Genomic DNA, 15939 nt, shown 5'->3' with positions numbered 1-15939 from the left:
ATAGAGACAATGAACACTAAGAAGATAAAACAATACAGCGGCATGCTGGCCTTGCTGGCCGGCACAGCCGTGCTGAGCGCCTGCGGCACCGCCCCCCAAACCTTGTACCAATGGGAAGGCTATCAGCCGCAGGTCTACAGCTATCTGAAAAGCGACGGCGCCGACGCGCAGAAGCAGATTGACGTGATGGAGCTAGGCCTGCAGAAAATCGAGGCCAAGGGCAATATGCCGCCGCCGGGCTACCACGCCCACCTCGGCCTGCTGTACGCCTCGGCCGGCAAGCCTGACCAGATGGTTCAGGAACTGCAGACCGAAAAGAAACTGTTCCCGGAGTCGGCCGCCTACATGGATTTCCTGCTGGCCAAGCTGAAGAAATAAGGAAAAACCATGTTCAAGCACCTTGCAAAAATCGGCGCCGCCGCCACGCTCGCCATCCTGGCCACCGGCTGCGCCGCTCCGGTGAAGCGCGATTACACCGCCTACAAGCAAAGCCGTCCGCGCTCCATCCTGATCCTGCCGCCGCTCAACGAGTCGCCCGACGTCAACGCCACCAACGGCATGCTGTCGCAGATGAGCTATCCGCTGGCCGAGGCCGGCTACTATGTGCTGCCGGTGACGCTGGTCAGCGAAACCTTCAAGCAGAACGGCCTGACCATGGCCAACGACATCCAGCAGGTGCCGCCGGCCAAGCTGCGCCAGATTTTCGGCGCCGACGCCGCGCTGTACGCCACCGTCAACCGTTACGGCGTGCATTACAGCGTGCTGGACAGCGTGGCGGAAGTCTCGGTCAAGGCCAGGCTGGTGGACCTGAAGACCGGTCAGGAAATCTGGGCCGGCAGCGCCTACGGCAACAATGCCGCCAACAACAACTCCGGCGGCGGCCTGATCGGCATGCTGGTCAGCGCCGCGATCAAGCAAATCGTCAACAGCGCCAGCGACGCCACCTACCCGGTGGCAGGCATGACCAGCAATATGCTGCTGTCCGGCGGACAGGCCAACGGCGTGCTGTACGGCCCGCGCTCGCCGCGCTACGGCACCGACTAAGCCTTGCCGCCATGCGCAAGAAAGCCGTCCGGCATCCGCCGGGCGGTTTTTTTTACGCCGCGCTCACCAGCCGGGCATCAGGAAAGGCTGGCCGCAGCTGTCTTCGTACTCGCCGTCCGGCGTGTTGACGAAGGCATCCGCCTTGGGAAAATCTTCCAGCTTGTCCGCCCGCAGCGTGAACCAGACCTGGGTCAGCACATTGCGCTGCCGCCCGTCCTTGCCGCACTGCAACTGCAGCGAACGGACCTGGTTGGTGCCGAAGGCCTTGGAGAACTCCGCCGCCAGCTCCTCGCGGCTGCGCGTCTGGCCGGCCTGCGCCAGCAGGTAGGCGCCGAAGCCGCTGTCGACGACGGCCTGGCGCATATTCATCGCCGCGCCGAAAAATTCGCTGGCGCCGAAGCCGAAGCACTGCACGTGCTTGACGTACTCATGAGTGTACAAATCGTCCTTCAACTGCGGCATCACCTCCCGCAGCTGCTCTCTCAGTTCGGGCGGAGGCAAGGGGATGGCCAGCGTGTGGGGGAAGAAGCCGCAACCCTTGGCCCACCACTGCTGCACCGGCACGCCCTGCTGGATCAGGCTTTGCGGCAGCGACGGCCACAGTCCGTGCAGGCCGATCAGCTGCTGTTTGGGCTGATCGGGCAGGCAGCCGTCGCCGGTCGCGCAGAAGCCTGGCTGCCAGGTCAGCGCGTAAGTGTAGTGGATGAAATCGCCGTGCCTGGCGGGCTGCAGCGGTTTGGCCTGGGCCGCTCCGGCCAGCAGCAGAACGGAAATAAGGCAACGCAGGAATTTGAGCATGATGGTTGTGGATAAGATTGACCCGCATCGCGTGCGGGCGGCGCGCACAAGTCATGACAATGTCAACCCGCCGCCGCAAAAAAGCAAGCGCCGCAACAAATCTAAATAAAAAAAGCACTGCGCATGCAGTGCTTTTTCAGAACCGCCGGCGGCGGCTACTGCCCCGGCTTGCGCCAGAAGTAACGGTAGACGAAGCCCGGGAAGCCCGCCACCAGGAACAACGCGAAGGTGGTGACGTAAAACTGCCAGTTCTGCTCGTGCACCGGCATCTGCCGCGCCTCCAGCAACCTGGCCAGGCCGCCCACCAGAAGAAACAGCACCGCCAGCTCCAGCGCCTGCCAGCCGAAATGCTTGCGCGCCACCTTGACGAAACCGGCCACGCGGGTGGTGGCGAAGGGCAGGTTGGCGGCCGCCACGGCCAGCAGGAGCAGGATGGTGATGCTGGTTTGCATGCGCCTTATCCCGTCAGATCAGGGTCAGCGACTGGCGCATCGCCTGCAGGCAGAGCTCCAGCACCGATTCCGGCATCACGCCCACCGCCAGCAGCGCCAGCGCATTGATCGACAGCACCAGCTTCATGTCGCCGCGGACCACGATCGGACTATTGTCGACGGCATCATCGAAGTAGATGGCCTTGACCACGCGCAGGTAGTAGAAGGCGCCGATCACCGACATCAATACCGCGAACACCGCCAGCTTGACCATGCCGATGTCCAGGATGGCCTTGATCACCACGAACTTGGCGTAGAAGCCGGCCAGCGGCGGGATGCCCGCCATCGAGAACATGGCCAGCAGCATCAGCAGCGCGTACCAGCTGTTGCGGCTGTTCAGGCCCTTCAGGTCGTCGATGTTCTCGCATTCGAAGCCCTTGCGCGACAGCGCCAGGATGATGCCGAAGCCGACCATGGACATCGCCACGTAGACCACGGCGTAGAACAGCGCCGCCGAATAGCCCTGCTGGGTTCCGGCCAGCACGCCCAGGAGCAAAAAGCCCATGTGCGAGATGGTGGAATAGGCCAGCATGCGCTTGATGTTGGTCTGCACGATGGCGGTGATGTTGCCGATGGCCATCGACAGCACGGCCACGATCACCAGCATCGCCTGCCAGTCGCCGACCAGCACGTCCAGGCCCTGGGCCAGGATGCGCAGCGCGAACACGAAGGCCGCCAGCTTGGGCGCCGCGCCCACCATCAGCGTCACCGAAGTCGGCGAACCCTGGTAGACGTCAGGCACCCACATGTGGAACGGCACCGCGCCCAGCTTGAAGCTGAGGCCGGCGACGATGAACACCAGGCCGAAGATCAACAGCAGGCCATTGGCCGAGTGCGACTTGATGGACTTGGCCACGCCGGCCAGCTCCAGCGTGCCGGTGGCGCCGTAGATCATCGAGATGCCGTACAGCAGCAAGCCGGAAGCCAGCGCGCCCAGCACGAAGTACTTCATCGCCGATTCGGTGGCGGCCACCGAATCGCGTTGCAGCGCAATCAGCGAGTACAGCGCCAGCGACAGCAGCTCCAGGCCCATGTACAGGCTGAGGAAGTGCGACGCCGACACCATCAGGTTCATGCCGAGCAGCGCGAACAGCGCCAGCGAGAAGTACTCGCCCTTGTACAGGCCGCGGTCGGCGGTGTACTGGCGGCTGTAGACCAGCACCATGGCAGTGACGCCGTACATCGCCAGCTTGACCAGGTTGGCCAGCGGATCGGCGACGTACATGCCGGAGAAAGTGGTCACCGGATACGGGGTAAACGTGTATACCTGCACCGCCGCCGTGCCGACCAGGGTCAGCAGCGTCAGGCCGTAGGTGATGCCGCGCTTTTCATCGGGGATGAAAAGATCCAGCATCAACACCACCAGCAGCGCGCCGATCAGGAACAGCTCGGGCATGGCGGGTATCAGGTTGAGATCAGCCCAATTCATTGTGTTTATTCCTTCCGCCCTTACAGCTTGGTCTGCGCAACATGCGCGATCAGGTCATTGACCGCCAGGTGCATCTTGGAAACAAAAGCCTGCGGATACAGGCCCATGCCCAGCACCATCAGCGCCAGGATGGCCAGCACCAGGAACTCGCGCTTGTTGACGTCCTTCAACGCCGCGACGTGGTCGTTGGCCACGTCGCCGAAGATCACGCGCTTGTACATCCACAGCGTGTAAGCGGCGCCGAAGATCAGCGTGGTGGCGGCCAGCGCGGCGTACCAGAAGTTCACCTGCACCGCGCCCATGATCACCATGAACTCGCCGACGAAGCCGGAAGTGGCCGGCAGGCCGGAGTTGGCCATCGCGAACAGCATCATGAAAGCTGCGAAGATGGGCATCTTGTTGGCCACGCCGCCGTAGTCGGCGATGTTGCGGCTGTGCACGCGGTCGTACATCACGCCGATGCAGAAGAACATCGCGGCGGAAACGAAGCCGTGCGACACCATCTGCACCAGCGCGCCTTCAACCGCCCACTGGTTCAATTCGGAACCGGTGAACATGAACAGGCCCAGGGTGACGAAGCCCATGTGCGAGATGGACGAGTAGGCCACCAGCTTCTTCATGTCAGACTGCACCAGCGCCACCAGGCCGATGTAGACCACCGCCACCAGCGACAGGCCAACGATGATGGGCGCCAGTTCGCGCGAGGCGTCCGGCAGGATGGGCAGCGCGAACCGCAGGAAGCCGTAAGCGCCAATCTTCAGCGTGATCGCCGCCAGCACCATCGAACCGCCGGTCGGCGCTTCCACGTGGGCGTCCGGCAGCCAAGTGTGCACCGGCCACATCGGCACCTTCACCGCGAACGACAGGAAGAACGCGCCGAACAGCAACAGCTGCGCGGTCAGCGGGATCTTGGCGATGGCGTGGAAGGACTGGATATCGAAGCTCTTGCCGGCCAGGAAATACAGGTAGATCAGCGCCACCAGCATCAGCAGCGAGCCCAGCAGCGTGTACAGGAAGAACTTGATCGACGCGTAAACGCGGCGCGGACCACCCCAGACGCCGATGATCAGGTACATCGGAATCAGCATGCCTTCGAAGAAGACGTAGAAAAGGATGGCGTCCAGCGCGGCGAAGGCGCCGTTGATCAGGCCCGACATGATCAGGAAGGCGGCCATGTACTGCGCGACGCGCTTCTGGATCACTTGCCAGCCGGCGATCACCACCAACAGCGTGGTGAAGCTGTTGAGCACCACGAACAGCATCGAGATGCCGTCCACGCCCAGGTGGTAGTTGATGCCAAGCGCGGCGATCCACGGCTTCATCTCGACATACTGCATGCCGCCGTTGAGGTTGTTGAATTCGGTGAACAGCGGCACCGACAGCAGGAAGCCCGCCAGGGCCCCCGCCACGGCCAGCCAGCGCGCCAGCGGCGCGCGCTGGTCGCCGCCGGTGGCCAGCACCACGAGGCCGGCCAGTATCGGCGTCCAGATCACCAGACTTAACAGATTTGTGAACATAATCAAACCTATATTGTTATTTCAATCCCGAAGCCCGGACTCAGCGCAAGATCAGCGGCAGGAACCACCAGGTCATCAGGCCCAGCACCCCGATGATCATCGCGGTGGCGTAGCTGTAGATGAAACCGGTCTGCAGACGGCGGGTGACGGCGGAAACGCAACCCACCAGCTTGGCGGTGCCGTTGACCAGCAAGCCGTCGATCAGCAGCATGTCGCCGATCTTCCAGAAGAAGGTGCCCAGCGCGCGCGAGCCCTTGGCGAACACGGCGAAGTAGATCTCGTCCAGGTAGTACTTGTTCTCCAGCAGCTTGTTGACCGGGGCGCACTTCTTCTTGATGGCGGCCGGAATATGCGGCGCCTTCATGTAGAAGTACCAGGCGGTAACCACGCCGGCCAGCGCCAGCAAGAATGGCAGGCTGGTGAACGAGTGCAGGCCCATGGCCACGGCGCCGTGGAACTCGTGCGCCAGTTCTTCCATCGCCGGGTGCGCTTCGTTGTTGACGAACAGCGCGCCCTTGAAGAAGTCGCCGTAGACCAGCTTGTCGATGCCGAAGAAGCCGACCAGCACCGACGGGATGGCCAGCAGCACCAGCGGCAGGGTCACCACCCACGGGCTTTCGTGCGGCTTGTCGTTCGGGCCCAGGCCGTGGTGGTGGTCGTGCGACTCCTCTTCGTCCTCATGGTCGCCATGGTGCGCGTGCTGCGAACCATGGTTCTCCATCCAGCGCTCCCTGCCGTGAAACACCAGGAAGTACATGCGGAAAGAGTAGAAGGCGGTGACGAACACGCCGGCGATCACGGCGAAGTAGGCGAAGCCGGCCGCGGACAGATGCGAAGCGGCGATCGCCTCGATGATCGAGTCCTTGGAGTAGAAGCCGGAGAAGAACGGCGTGCCGATCAGCGCCAGCGAACCCAGCAGCGAGGTGATCCAGGTGATGGGCATGTACTTGCGCAGGCCGCCCATATTGCGCATGTCCTGATCATGGTGCATGCCGATGATCACCGAGCCGGCCGCCAGGAACAGCAGCGCCTTGAAGAAGGCGTGGGTCATCACATGGAACATCGCGATCGGGTAGGCCGACGCGCCCAGCGCCACGGTCATGTAACCCAGCTGCGACAGCGTGGAGTAGGCCACCACGCGCTTGATGTCGTTCTGCACGATGCCGAGGAAGCCCATGAACAGCGCGGTGATCGAGCCTGCCACCAGCACCACGTTCAGCGCGGTGTCGGACATCTCGAACAACGGGCTCATCCGCGACACCATGAAGATGCCGGCCGTCACCATGGTGGCGGCATGGATCAGCGCGGAGATCGGGGTCGGACCTTCCATCGAGTCAGGCAGCCACACATGCAGCGGGAACTGCGCCGACTTACCCATCGCGCCAATGAACAGCAGCACGCAGGTGACGGTCAGCAGCGACCACTCGTGGCCCGGGATGATGGTGACGGTCTTGTGCGCCAGCGCCGGAGCGGCGGCGAACACGTCGCTGTAGTTCAGCGAACCGCCGAAGTAGGCCAGCACCATGCCGATACCGAGCAGGAAACCGAAATCGCCGACCCGGTTGACCAGGAAGGCCTTCAGGTTGGCGTAGATCGCCGTCGGGCGTTTGAACCAGAAACCGATCAGCAGGTAGGACACCAGGCCCACAGCTTCCCAGCCGAAGAACAGCTGGACGAAGTTGTTGCTCATCACCAGCATCAGCATCGAGAAGGTGAACAGCGAGATGTAGCTGAAGAAGCGCTGGTAGCCCGGGTCTTCCTGCATATAGCCAATGGTGTAGATATGCACCATCAGCGACACGCTGGTGACCACCACCAGCATGATCGCAGTCAGCGAATCCACTAGGAAGCCTACCGAGAACTCATAGCCCCCGACCGTCAGCCAGGTGTAAACCGGTCCGTTGAAAACCTCCGCCGATCCATTGAGGAACGACAGAAGCACCTTGAGCGACAGCGCGGCGGAAACCGCCACGCCGGCTATCGTCACGACGTGCGAAGCGCGCCGTCCGATCGCCCATCCAAACAGGCCTGCAATGATGGAACCCGCCAGCGGAGCGAGTGCAATCAGCAGGTATAAGCTCTTCATATCCATGCTTTTGTGCTTTGTAAAGGTTCCGGTTTGCCTTAGCCCTTGAGGCTGCCCAAGTCTTCAACGTTGATGCTCTGCAGGTTGCGGAACAGCACCACCAGGATCGCCAGACCAATGGCGGACTCGGCGGCGGCAACCGTCAGGATGAAGAATACGAAGATCTGGCCTGCCGAATCCGACAGGTAATGCGAGAACGCGATGAAGTTGAAATTCACCGCCAGCAGCATCAGCTCGATGGCCATCAGCAGCACGATCAGGTTTTTCCGGTTCAGGAAAATCCCCAGCACGCTGATGGCGAACAGGATGGCGGCCAGCACCAGAAAGTGAGTCAGTGTCAGCACGTTTCCTCCCTTGTGGTTGATTGGCCGTCAGGCCTGTTGCTCACCGGAATCGGCCGCGGCCTCTTCCACTTGTTTTACGGCGTCCATCTTGACGATGCGGACGCGGTCTTCACGACGGACTTTCACCTGGATCGCCGGATCGATGGCCTTGCTGTCCTTGCGCGCGCGCATGGTCAGGCCGATGGCGGCCACCATGGCCAACAGCAGCACCACCGCCGCGATTTCAAACGGCAGCAGGTAGGTGGTGTACAGCTGATGGCCCAACACCTTGACGTTGCTGTAGTCGGCGGCCAGCGGCGCAGCGGCCTTGAACTCGCCCAGGCCTGCGGCCGGACTCATCAGGATCAGCGCCATCTCGAACACCATGATCAAACCGACGGTGGCGGCCACCGGCAGGTTCTTCCAGAAGCCTTCGCGCAGCTTCTCGATATTGATGTCCAGCATCATCACCACGAACAGGAACAGCACCATCACCGCGCCGACGTAGACCAGCACCAGGGTGATCGCCAGGAACTCCGCCTCCAGCAGCAGCCAGTGGCCGGCGCTGGTGAAGAAGGCCAGCACCAGATACAGCACCGCGTGCACCGGGTTCTTGGCCGTCACCACGCGCAGCGCGGCGAAAATCAGGATGGCGGACAGAACGTAGAAAATTACCGTTGTAAGGTTCATGGCCTCCCCTTAGCGATACTTGGCATCGGCTGCCTTGTTGGCAGCGATCTCGGCCTCGTACTTGTCGCCAATCGCCAGCAGCATCGGCTTGGTGTAGTAGAGGTCGCCACGTTTTTCACCGTGGTATTCGAAGATGTGGGTTTCCACAATCGCATCCACCGGACAGGCTTCCTCGCAGAAGCCGCAGAAGATGCACTTGGTCAGGTCGATGTCGTAGCGCGAAGTGCGGCGGGTGCCGTCATCGCGCTGCTCCGATTCGATGCTGATGGCCAATGCCGGGCACACCGCCTCGCACAGCTTGCAGGCGATGCAGCGCTCTTCGCCGTTAGCGTAGCGGCGCTGCGCGTGCAGGCCGCGGAAACGCGGCGAGATCGGCGTCTTCTCTTCCGGGAACTGCACGGTGATCTTGCGGGCGAAGAAGTAGCGGCCAGTGACCATCAGGCCCTTGACCAACTCCACCAGCAGGAAGGTCTTGAAAAAGTTGCGGATCGAATTCATTTTTTCACCTATCCCCTGTCTCAGTGCCAAATCGACAGCGGGGTAAACATCCACACGCCCACCACCAGAATCCAAACCAGGGTCACCGGAATGAACACCTTCCAGCCCAGGCGCATGATCTGGTCATAGCGGTAGCGCGGGAAAGTGGCGCGGAACCACAGGAAGCAGAACAGCACCAGCGACACCTTGATCGCCAGCCAGTGGAAACCGCCGGCGCCCAGCAGCGCCCACGACGCCGGGAACGGCGACAGCCAGCCACCCAGGAACAGGATGGAGGTCAGCGCGGCGACCAGGATCATGTTGGCGTATTCGGCCAGGAAGAAGATGGCGAAGGCCATGCCCGAGTATTCCACGTGGAAACCGGCGACGATTTCCGATTCGCCTTCCGCCACGTCGAACGGCGCGCGGTTGGTCTCGGCCACGCCGGAGATCAGGTAGACGATGAACAGCGGGAACAGCGGGATCCAGTTCCAGGACAGCAGCGAGCCGCCGCCCATGCCGAACGACTGCTGCTTGACGATGTCGACCAGGTTCAGGCTGCCGGACACCATCAAGACGCCCACCAGCGCGAAGCCCATCGCCAGCTCGTAGGACACGATCTGGGCGGCGGAGCGCATCGCGCCCAGGAAAGAGTACTTCGAGTTGCCCGCCCAGCCGGCGATGATCACACCGTAAACGCCCATCGAGGTCAACGCCAGGATGTACAACAGCGAGGCGTTGACGTTGGCCACCACCAGGTTCTCGGTGAACGGAATCACCGCCCAGGCCGCCAGCGCGGGGCCGATGGCCAGCACCGGCGCCAGCAGGAACAGACCCTTGCTGGAGTTGGTGGGGAGGATGATTTCCTTCATCAGCAGCTTGACCGCGTCGGCGATAGGCTGCAGCAGGCCGAAATAACCGACCCGGTTCGGGCCGATCCGGATCTGCATGTAGCCGATCACCTTGCGCTCGGCCAGCGTCAGGTAGGCGACGCAACCCAACATCGGCAATACGATGGCGACAATCTTCAGCAGGGTCCACACCACGAGCCCCGCGTCATTGCCAAGAATACCTTGCAAGAACTCCATGGTTTACCCCTGCTTGATCTCGATAGCGTCGAACATGCCGCCAAGCAGCAGCGTAGCTGCGTGCGCGGAGGCAACCCGTACCACATCGGCCGGCAGGCTGTCGTCGGCTTCCACCTTGACGCGCGCCTCGCCCTCGCCCTGCTTGAGCAGCGCGGTGCTGTCGGCGGCGATGCCCAGTTTCTGCAGCAGGCTGCTGTGCGCGCGCGCCACCGGGGCTTTGGCCTCGTTGGTGGCTTGCAGCGACGGCGCGCGGCGGCAGATGGCGTCAGACTGGTACATCGGCACTTCGCCGACGCGGACGATGCCGGAGGCGATAGCCGGCTTGGCCGCGACCGCGGACAGCGCGTTGTTCAGCGCGGCGGCCAGGTCGCCCTTGGCGAACTCGGCGCGCACTTCCTCGACGCTGTTGTAGTCGAAGCCCGGCAGGCTCAGCATATTGCCCAGCACGCGCAGCACCTTCCAGGCCGGGCGGGTTTCGCCCAGCGGCCTCACCACGCCGTTGAAGGTCTGCAGCTTGCCTTCCATGTTGACGAAGGAGCCAGCGGTTTCCGAGAACGGCGCGATCGGCAGCAGCACGTCGGCGTAATCCAGCAGGCCCTGGCCCTTGTAGGCGGTCAGCGCGATCACGGTGGCGGCCTGCTTCATCGCGGCCACGGCGGCCTGGCTGTTGTAGCTGTCGAACTCCACTTCGGTGTTCAACAGCACATAGGCCTTGCGCGGCTTGGCGATCATCGCGGCGGCGTTGTCGCCGGCGTTGACGGCCGCGCCCAGCGCGCCACGGGTCGGCAGCGCGCCCGCCAGTTCGGCGCCGACGCTGTTGGCGGCTTCGGCCAGAATGCCGAAGCGCGCGCCCGACAGGCGGGCGATTTCCTGCGCCAGCGACAGCAACTGGCCGTAGGCCGGATGATGCTGGGCGACATTGCCCAACACCACGGCGGCCGATTCGGCGGCGCTCAGGCTCTCGGCGATGCGACGGGATTCTGCGGAAACATCCACGGCGGACAGATCGATGGCGGTTTCGCCGGATTTGATCTCCAGCACAGCCTTCAGCACCTGCGACAGCGCGTTCACCAAAGCCAGCGGCGACACGATCAGCTTGCCGTTGATCTTGGTCAGCAGATTGTCGTCGGCGACATGGATAATGTTCAGCTCATTGCCCTGCTTCACCGCGGCGCGCAGGCGCGAGGCCAGCAGCGGCTGCTCCTTGCGCAGCGTGGAGCCAACGACCAATACCGACTTGGCGGCGGCCAGTTCGGCAATGGTGGAGCCCAGCCATTCGGCGCCCTGCTTCGCCGCGTCGGCGGAGAAATCGCTGCGGCGCAGGCGGTAGTCGACGCTGTTGACGCCGAAGGCGCGCGCCAACTTCTGCGCCAGGAACAGCTCTTCGGTGGTGGAGTGCGGGCTGGTCAGGAAGCCGATGGCGTCCTTGCCGTGATCGGCGGACACGCCGTTCAGGCCCTTCACCACGTATTCCAGTGCGGTTTCCCAGTCGGTGTCGTGCCACTTGCCGTCGAACTTGATCATCGGCTTGGTCAGACGCTCGGCGCTGTTCAGGCCTTCGTACGAGAAGCGGTCGCGGTCGGCGATCCAGCATTCGTTGATGGCCTCGTTCTCCAGCGGCAGCACGCGCATCACTTCGTTCTGCTTGACCTGCACCACCAGATTGGAGCCCAGGCCGTCGTGCGGGCTGACCGACTTGCGGCGCGACAGCTCCCAGGCGCGGGTGCTGTAGCGGAACGGCTTGGAGGTCAGCGCGCCCACCGGGCACAGATCGATCACGTTGCCGGAGATTTCCGAATCCACGGTCTTGCCCAGGAAGGGCAGGATTTCCGAGAATTCGCTGCGGTTGGCCATGCCGATTTCCTGGAAGCCGCCCACTTCTTCAGTGAAGCGGACGCAGCGCGTGCAGTGGATGCAGCGCGACATTTCCTCGGCGGAAACCAGCGGGCCCATGTCCTTGCCCACCACCACGCGCTTCTCTTCCTCGTAACGCGAGGTCGAGTTGCCATAGCCTACCGCCAGATCCTGCAGCTGGCATTCGCCGCCTTGGTCGCAGATCGGGCAATCCAGCGGGTGGTTGATCAGCAGGAACTCCATCACGCCCTGCTGGGCCTTCTTGGCCAACGGCGAGGCGGTATGGACCTTCATGCCGTCGGTCACGGGAGTGGCGCAGGCCGGCAGCGGCTTGGGCGCCTTTTCCACTTCCACCAGGCACATGCGGCAGTTGGCCGCGATGGATAGCTTCTTGTGGTAGCAGAAGTGCGGAATATAGGTGCCCACCGAGTGGGCAGCCTCGATGACGGTGCTGCCCTGCGGCACCGTCAGTTTCTTACCGTCGATTTCGATTTCAAGCATCGCTCAACACCATTTGTGATCCACCAAGGTCTTTCCGTGTTCGATCGCGTACTCGAACTCTGCGCGGAAATGCTTGGTGAAACTGCGAACCGGGAACACCGCGGCGTCGGCCAGCGCGCAGATGGTGCGGCCGGCCATGTTGTTGCCTACGGAATCCAGAAGCTCCAGATCGCCGGCACGGCCCTGGCCGCCCGCGATGCGATGGATCACCTTGTACAGCCAGCCGGTGCCTTCGCGGCACGGCGTGCACTGGCCGCAGGATTCCTCGTGATAGAAGTAGGCCAGACGCTCCAGCGCCTTGATCATGCACACGTCTTCATTCATTACGATGACAGCGCCGGAGCCGAGCATGGAGCCGGCCTTGGCGATGCTGTCGTAATCCATCGTGCATTGCATCATCACGTCGCCCGGCAGCACCGGCGCGGACGAACCGCCCGGGATCACCGCCTTCAGCTTCTTGCCGTCCTTCATGCCGCCGGCCATTTCCAGCAGCACCGAGAACGGGGTGCCCAGCGGAATCTCGTAATTGCCCGGACGATTGACGTGGCCGGACACCGAGAACAGCTTGGTGCCGCCGTTGTTGGGCTTGCCTGCCTCCAGGAACTTCTGCGCGCCGTCGCGAATGATGAACGGCACCGAGGCGAAGGACTCGGTGTTGTTGATCGTGGTCGGCTTGCCGTAGAGGCCGAAGCTGGCCGGGAACGGCGGCTTGAAGCGCGGTTGGCCCTTCTTGCCTTCCAGCGATTCCAGCAGCGCGGTTTCCTCGCCGCAGATGTAGGCGCCATAGCCGTGGTGCGCGAACAGGTCGAAACTGAAGCCGGAGCCCAGGATGTTCTCGCCCAGCAAGCCCGCCTTGCGCGCCTCGTCCAGCGCCTCTTCGAACAACACGTAGTCTTCGAAGATTTCGCCGTGGATGTAGTTGTAGCCGGCCTTGGTGCCCATCGCGTAACCGGCGATGATCATGCCTTCAATCAGCGAATGCGGATTGTAGCGGATGATGTCGCGGTCCTTGAAGGTGCCCGGCTCGCCCTCGTCGGTGTTGCAGACGACGTACTTGTCGCCCGGGAACGAGCGCGGCATGAAGCTCCACTTCAGGCCGGTGGGGAAGCCCGCGCCGCCGCGGCCGCGCAGGCCGGAGTTCTTCACTTCCGCGATCACGTCCTCTTGCGCCATCTTGCGCTCGAGGATGCTGCGCAGCGCCTGGTAGCCGCCGCGGGCCACATAGGCGTCCAGCCGCCAGCAGTCGGGCTGCGCGGTGTCGACGCCGTCGAAAATCACGCCATTGACGAAGACTGCCATTATTTCAACTCCGCCAGTTTTTTATCGATTGCTTCGGGCGTCATGAAACTGCACATCTTGTGGTTGTTCACCAGCAAGACCGGCGCGTCGCCGCAGGCGCCCATGCACTCGCCTTCCAGCAAGGTGTACTTGCCGTCCGCGCTGGTCTCGCCGATGGCGATGCCCAGCTTCTGCGAGATGTACTGCGCGGCGTTGACGCCGCCAGACAGCGCACAGGGCAGGTTGGTGCAGACGGTGATCTTGTACTGGCCCACCGGCTTCATGTCGTACATGTTGTAGAAGGTCGCCACTTCGTAGGCCGCCACCGGGGCGATGCCCAGGTAGTTGGCGACGAACTCGATCAGCTCGGTGCTGAGGCAGCGTTCTTCCGGCGTCCTGCCGCTGGCGCGGCGCTCATCCAGCGCAATGCGCAGCGCGCCCATGACGGCCGAGCGCTTCTGGTCTGCGGGATATTTGGCGACCTCGCGGTCGATCAAGGCTAACGATTGTGCGGACAGCATCAGCGGTCAATCTCCCCAAATACGATGTCCTGGGTACCAATGATGGCGACGACGTCGGCGATCATGTGGCCCTTGGCCATCTCGTCCAGCGCCGCCAGGTGGGCATAACCCGGCGCGCGGATCTTCAGGCGGTACGGCTTGTTGGCGCCATCGGATACCAGATAGACGCCGAACTCGCCCTTCGGGTGTTCGGTGCCCACGTAAGCCTCGCCTTCCGGCACGTGCATGCCTTCGGTGAACAGCTTGAAGTGGTGGATCAGGTCTTCCATATTGGACTTCATGCCTTCGCGCGAAGGCGGAGCCACCTTGTGGTTGTCCGTGATCACCGGGCCGGGGTTGGCGCGCAGCCAGGCCACGCACTGCTGGATGATGCGGTTGGACTGGCGCATCTCTTCCACCCGCACCAGGTAGCGGTCGTAGCAGTCGCCCTTCACGCCCACCGGCACGTCGAAGTCCATCTTGTCGTAGACGTCGTACGGCTGGGTCTTGCGCAGATCCCAGGCGATGCCGGAACCGCGCAGCATCGGACCGGTCATACCGAGGTTCAGCGCGCGTTCGGGGCTCACCACGCCGATGCCGACGGTACGCTGCTTCCAGATGCGGTTGTCGGTCAGCAACGTTTCATACTCATCGATGTAGCCGGGGAATCGCTCGGTGAAATCGCTGATGAAGTCCAGCATCGAACCCTTGCGGCCTTCATTCAGGCGCGCCAGCTCCTTGGCGTTCTTGATCTTGGACACGGTGTACTGCGGCATCGAATCCGGCAAGTCTCGATAGACGCCGCCCGGACGGAAGTAGGCGGCGTGCATGCGCGCGCCGGATACCGCCTCGTAGCAGTCCATCAGATCCTCGCGCTCGCGGAACGCGTACAGGAACATGGTCATCGCGCCGATGTCCAGCGCATGGGCGCCGATCCACAGCAGATGGTTGAGCACGCGGGTCACTTCGGCGAACATCACGCGGATGTACTGCGCGCGCTCCGGCACCTCGATGCCCATCAGCTTCTCGATGGTCAGGCAGTAGGCGTGCTCGTTGCACATCATCGACACGTAGTCGAGACGGTCCATATAGGGCAGCGACTGGATGAAGGTCTTGTGCTCGGCCAGCTTCTCGGTGCCGCGGTGCAACAGGCCGATGTGCGGGTCGGCGCGCTGGACGACTTCGCCGTCCAGCTCCAGCACCAGACGCAGCACGCCGTGCGCCGCCGGGTGTTGCGGGCCGAAGTTGAGGGTGTAGTTACGGATTTCAGCCACCGTAGTTCTCCTCGCGAATGATGCGCGGAGTGATTTCGCGCGGCTCGATGGTGACGGGCTGGTAGATCACGCGCTGCTGGGTCGGGTCATAACGCATCTCGACGTGGCCGGACAGCGGGAAATCCTTGCGGAACGGGTGGCCGACGAAACCGTAGTCGGTCAGCAGGCGGCGCAGGTCGGGGTGGCCTTCGAACACGATGCCGTACAAGTCGAACGCTTCGCGCTCGAACCAGTTGGCCGCGTTCCAGACACCGTTGACCGACGGGACGACCGGGAAGGAATCGTCTTCGGCGAAGACGCGCAGGCGGATGCGGTGGTTCAGCTTGACCGACAACAGGTGGTAGACCACGGCGAAGCGCGGACCATCCCACGGTTCGTCGCGGTAGGCGCTGTAGTCCATGCCGCACAGATCGATGCACTGTTCGAAAGCGAGCTCGGCGTGGTCGCGCAGCGTGACGGCCACGGCAGACAGATCCGCCGCCTTGCACACGATGGTCAGCTCATCCAGGGCCAGCGTGCTGCGCACGAGCTTGTCGCCAAGCGCCTCGGCAACGACCGACCCCAACGCTTCCATTTTCTTGGAGGCCAT

The 15939-nt window shown here is 62.9% G+C and carries 16 protein-coding genes; 2 read left to right on the top strand and 14 right to left on the bottom strand.

Annotated elements, in window-relative coordinates:
* Window positions 1-9 precede the first annotated feature (9 nt).
* Entirely contained in the window at window positions 10-378 is a 369-nt protein-coding gene (locus BI347_RS10680; RefSeq protein ID WP_071115860.1) for a DUF4810 domain-containing protein, read from the top strand.
* Window positions 379-387: 9 nt separating this feature from the next.
* Window positions 388-1044 carry a DUF799 domain-containing protein gene (locus BI347_RS10675; protein ID WP_071115859.1) on the top strand — a complete coding sequence of 219 codons (657 nt, stop codon included), beginning with the start codon at window positions 388-390 and terminating at the stop codon, window positions 1042-1044.
* A 63-nt stretch (window positions 1045-1107) separates the two neighbouring features.
* Here BI347_RS10675 and BI347_RS10670 read toward each other — a convergent pair whose 3' ends face one another.
* The 14 genes from BI347_RS10670 to BI347_RS10605 all read right to left on the bottom strand — a co-directional run bounded on the left by BI347_RS10670 (window position 1108) and on the right by BI347_RS10605 (window position 15939).
* Window positions 1108-1842 carry a ribonuclease T2 family protein gene (locus BI347_RS10670; RefSeq protein ID WP_083338819.1) on the bottom strand — a complete coding sequence of 245 codons (735 nt, stop codon included), beginning with the start codon at window positions 1840-1842 and terminating at the stop codon, window positions 1108-1110.
* Between the two features lie 155 nt (window positions 1843-1997).
* Window positions 1998-2294 (bottom strand): DUF2818 family protein, encoded by a 297-nt coding sequence (locus BI347_RS10665; protein WP_071112553.1) that lies wholly within the window; start codon window positions 2292-2294, stop codon window positions 1998-2000.
* 13 nt (window positions 2295-2307) lie between these two features.
* Window positions 2308-3762, bottom strand: coding sequence for an NADH-quinone oxidoreductase subunit NuoN (gene nuoN / locus BI347_RS10660; RefSeq protein WP_071115858.1), 1455 nt, complete (start codon window positions 3760-3762; stop codon window positions 2308-2310).
* 20 nt (window positions 3763-3782) lie between these two features.
* Window positions 3783-5279, bottom strand: coding sequence for an NADH-quinone oxidoreductase subunit M (locus BI347_RS10655; RefSeq protein WP_071112551.1), 1497 nt, complete (start codon window positions 5277-5279; stop codon window positions 3783-3785).
* A 40-nt stretch (window positions 5280-5319) separates the two neighbouring features.
* Window positions 5320-7371: an NADH-quinone oxidoreductase subunit L gene (gene nuoL, locus BI347_RS10650; protein WP_071115857.1), complete on the bottom strand. Its 2052-nt coding sequence runs from the start codon at window positions 7369-7371 to the stop codon at window positions 5320-5322.
* A 32-nt stretch (window positions 7372-7403) separates the two neighbouring features.
* The gene (gene nuoK, locus BI347_RS10645; protein WP_043580285.1) at window positions 7404-7709 is read right to left on the bottom strand and encodes an NADH-quinone oxidoreductase subunit NuoK; all 306 of its coding nucleotides are present in this window, start codon (window positions 7707-7709) and stop codon (window positions 7404-7406) included.
* Window positions 7710-7736: 27 nt separating this feature from the next.
* On the bottom strand, window positions 7737-8378 hold the full coding sequence (locus BI347_RS10640; RefSeq protein WP_071112549.1) for an NADH-quinone oxidoreductase subunit J: 642 nt from the start codon (window positions 8376-8378) through the stop codon (window positions 7737-7739).
* Between the two features lie 9 nt (window positions 8379-8387).
* Window positions 8388-8867, bottom strand: coding sequence for an NADH-quinone oxidoreductase subunit NuoI (nuoI, locus tag BI347_RS10635; protein ID WP_204378076.1), 480 nt, complete (start codon window positions 8865-8867; stop codon window positions 8388-8390).
* A 29-nt stretch (window positions 8868-8896) separates the two neighbouring features.
* Window positions 8897-9943, bottom strand: coding sequence for an NADH-quinone oxidoreductase subunit NuoH (nuoH, locus tag BI347_RS10630; protein ID WP_071112547.1), 1047 nt, complete (start codon window positions 9941-9943; stop codon window positions 8897-8899).
* 3 nt (window positions 9944-9946) lie between these two features.
* Window positions 9947-12298 (bottom strand): NADH-quinone oxidoreductase subunit NuoG, encoded by a 2352-nt coding sequence (gene nuoG, locus BI347_RS10625; RefSeq protein ID WP_071115856.1) that lies wholly within the window; start codon window positions 12296-12298, stop codon window positions 9947-9949.
* Window positions 12299-12301: 3 nt separating this feature from the next.
* Entirely contained in the window at window positions 12302-13597 is a 1296-nt protein-coding gene (nuoF, locus tag BI347_RS10620) for an NADH-quinone oxidoreductase subunit NuoF (RefSeq protein WP_071115855.1), read from the bottom strand.
* Window positions 13597-14097, bottom strand: a complete 501-nt coding sequence (nuoE, locus tag BI347_RS10615; RefSeq protein ID WP_071115854.1) for an NADH-quinone oxidoreductase subunit NuoE — start codon at window positions 14095-14097, stop codon at window positions 13597-13599. Before nuoE ends, nuoF begins: the two co-directional genes overlap by 1 nt.
* Window positions 14097-15350 (bottom strand): NADH-quinone oxidoreductase subunit D, encoded by a 1254-nt coding sequence (locus BI347_RS10610; protein ID WP_071112543.1) that lies wholly within the window; start codon window positions 15348-15350, stop codon window positions 14097-14099. The genes nuoE and BI347_RS10610 overlap by 1 nt, the downstream gene beginning before the upstream one ends.
* A complete protein-coding gene (locus tag BI347_RS10605; RefSeq protein WP_071115853.1) occupies window positions 15343-15939 on the bottom strand; it encodes an NADH-quinone oxidoreductase subunit C in 597 nt (198 codons plus the stop codon). Before BI347_RS10605 ends, BI347_RS10610 begins: the two co-directional genes overlap by 8 nt.

Source organism: Chromobacterium sphagni (genome assembly GCF_001855575.1).
Lineage (GTDB): Bacteria > Pseudomonadota > Gammaproteobacteria > Burkholderiales > Chromobacteriaceae > Chromobacterium > Chromobacterium sphagni.
This window is presented reverse-complemented; position numbering and strand designations above follow the sequence as displayed.

What these genes read in the sequence shown, in the direction of transcription:
- BI347_RS10605 (WP_071115853.1), bottom strand. Translation starts at nt 15,939, where the DNA reads ATGGCCTCCAAGAAAATGGAAGCGTTGGGGTCGGTCGTTGCCGAGGCG.
- BI347_RS10655 (WP_071112551.1), bottom strand. Translation starts at nt 5,279, where the DNA reads ATGTTCACAAATCTGTTAAGTCTGGTGATCTGGACGCCGATACTGGCC.
- BI347_RS10665 (WP_071112553.1), bottom strand. Translation starts at nt 2,294, where the DNA reads ATGCAAACCAGCATCACCATCCTGCTCCTGCTGGCCGTGGCGGCCGCC.
- nuoG (WP_071115856.1), bottom strand. Translation starts at nt 12,298, where the DNA reads ATGCTTGAAATCGAAATCGACGGTAAGAAACTGACGGTGCCGCAGGGC.
- BI347_RS10670 (WP_083338819.1), bottom strand. Translation starts at nt 1,842, where the DNA reads ATGCTCAAATTCCTGCGTTGCCTTATTTCCGTTCTGCTGCTGGCCGGA.
- nuoE (WP_071115854.1), bottom strand. Translation starts at nt 14,097, where the DNA reads ATGCTGTCCGCACAATCGTTAGCCTTGATCGACCGCGAGGTCGCCAAA.
- BI347_RS10675 (WP_071115859.1), top strand. Translation starts at nt 388, where the DNA reads ATGTTCAAGCACCTTGCAAAAATCGGCGCCGCCGCCACGCTCGCCATC.
- BI347_RS10680 (WP_071115860.1), top strand. Translation starts at nt 10, where the DNA reads ATGAACACTAAGAAGATAAAACAATACAGCGGCATGCTGGCCTTGCTG.
- nuoL (WP_071115857.1), bottom strand. Translation starts at nt 7,371, where the DNA reads ATGGATATGAAGAGCTTATACCTGCTGATTGCACTCGCTCCGCTGGCG.
- nuoF (WP_071115855.1), bottom strand. Translation starts at nt 13,597, where the DNA reads ATGGCAGTCTTCGTCAATGGCGTGATTTTCGACGGCGTCGACACCGCG.
- nuoH (WP_071112547.1), bottom strand. Translation starts at nt 9,943, where the DNA reads ATGGAGTTCTTGCAAGGTATTCTTGGCAATGACGCGGGGCTCGTGGTG.
- nuoN (WP_071115858.1), bottom strand. Translation starts at nt 3,762, where the DNA reads ATGAATTGGGCTGATCTCAACCTGATACCCGCCATGCCCGAGCTGTTC.
- BI347_RS10640 (WP_071112549.1), bottom strand. Translation starts at nt 8,378, where the DNA reads ATGAACCTTACAACGGTAATTTTCTACGTTCTGTCCGCCATCCTGATT.